1 protein-coding gene is annotated in these 233 nt (G+C 67.0%); it reads left to right on the top strand.

Annotated elements, in window-relative coordinates; genetic code table 11:
• Positions 1 to 233 (top strand): IS256 family transposase (locus tag H483_RS0120255; RefSeq protein WP_031265351.1); only part of this gene is annotated, 233 nt, incomplete at both ends.

Consider the following 233-nt stretch of genomic DNA (forward strand, 5'->3'; position numbering starts at 1 on the left):
CAGCTACTTCCCCGAGTGGCTTCTCGAGCGCCGCAAGCGGGCCGAGTCCGCGCTGATCACCGTCGTAGCCGACTGCTATCTGGCCGGGGTGTCTACCCGCCGGATGGACAAGCTGGTCAAAACTCTCGGCATCGACTCGCTGTCCAAGTCCCAGGTCTCCCGCATGGCCGAAGACCTCGATGAGCAGGTCGCGGCGTTCCGGCACCGCCGCCTGGACGAGGCCGGGCCGTTCA

The organism is Dietzia sp. UCD-THP, assembly GCF_000349585.1.
Taxonomy (GTDB): domain Bacteria; phylum Actinomycetota; class Actinomycetes; order Mycobacteriales; family Mycobacteriaceae; genus Dietzia; species Dietzia natronolimnaea_A.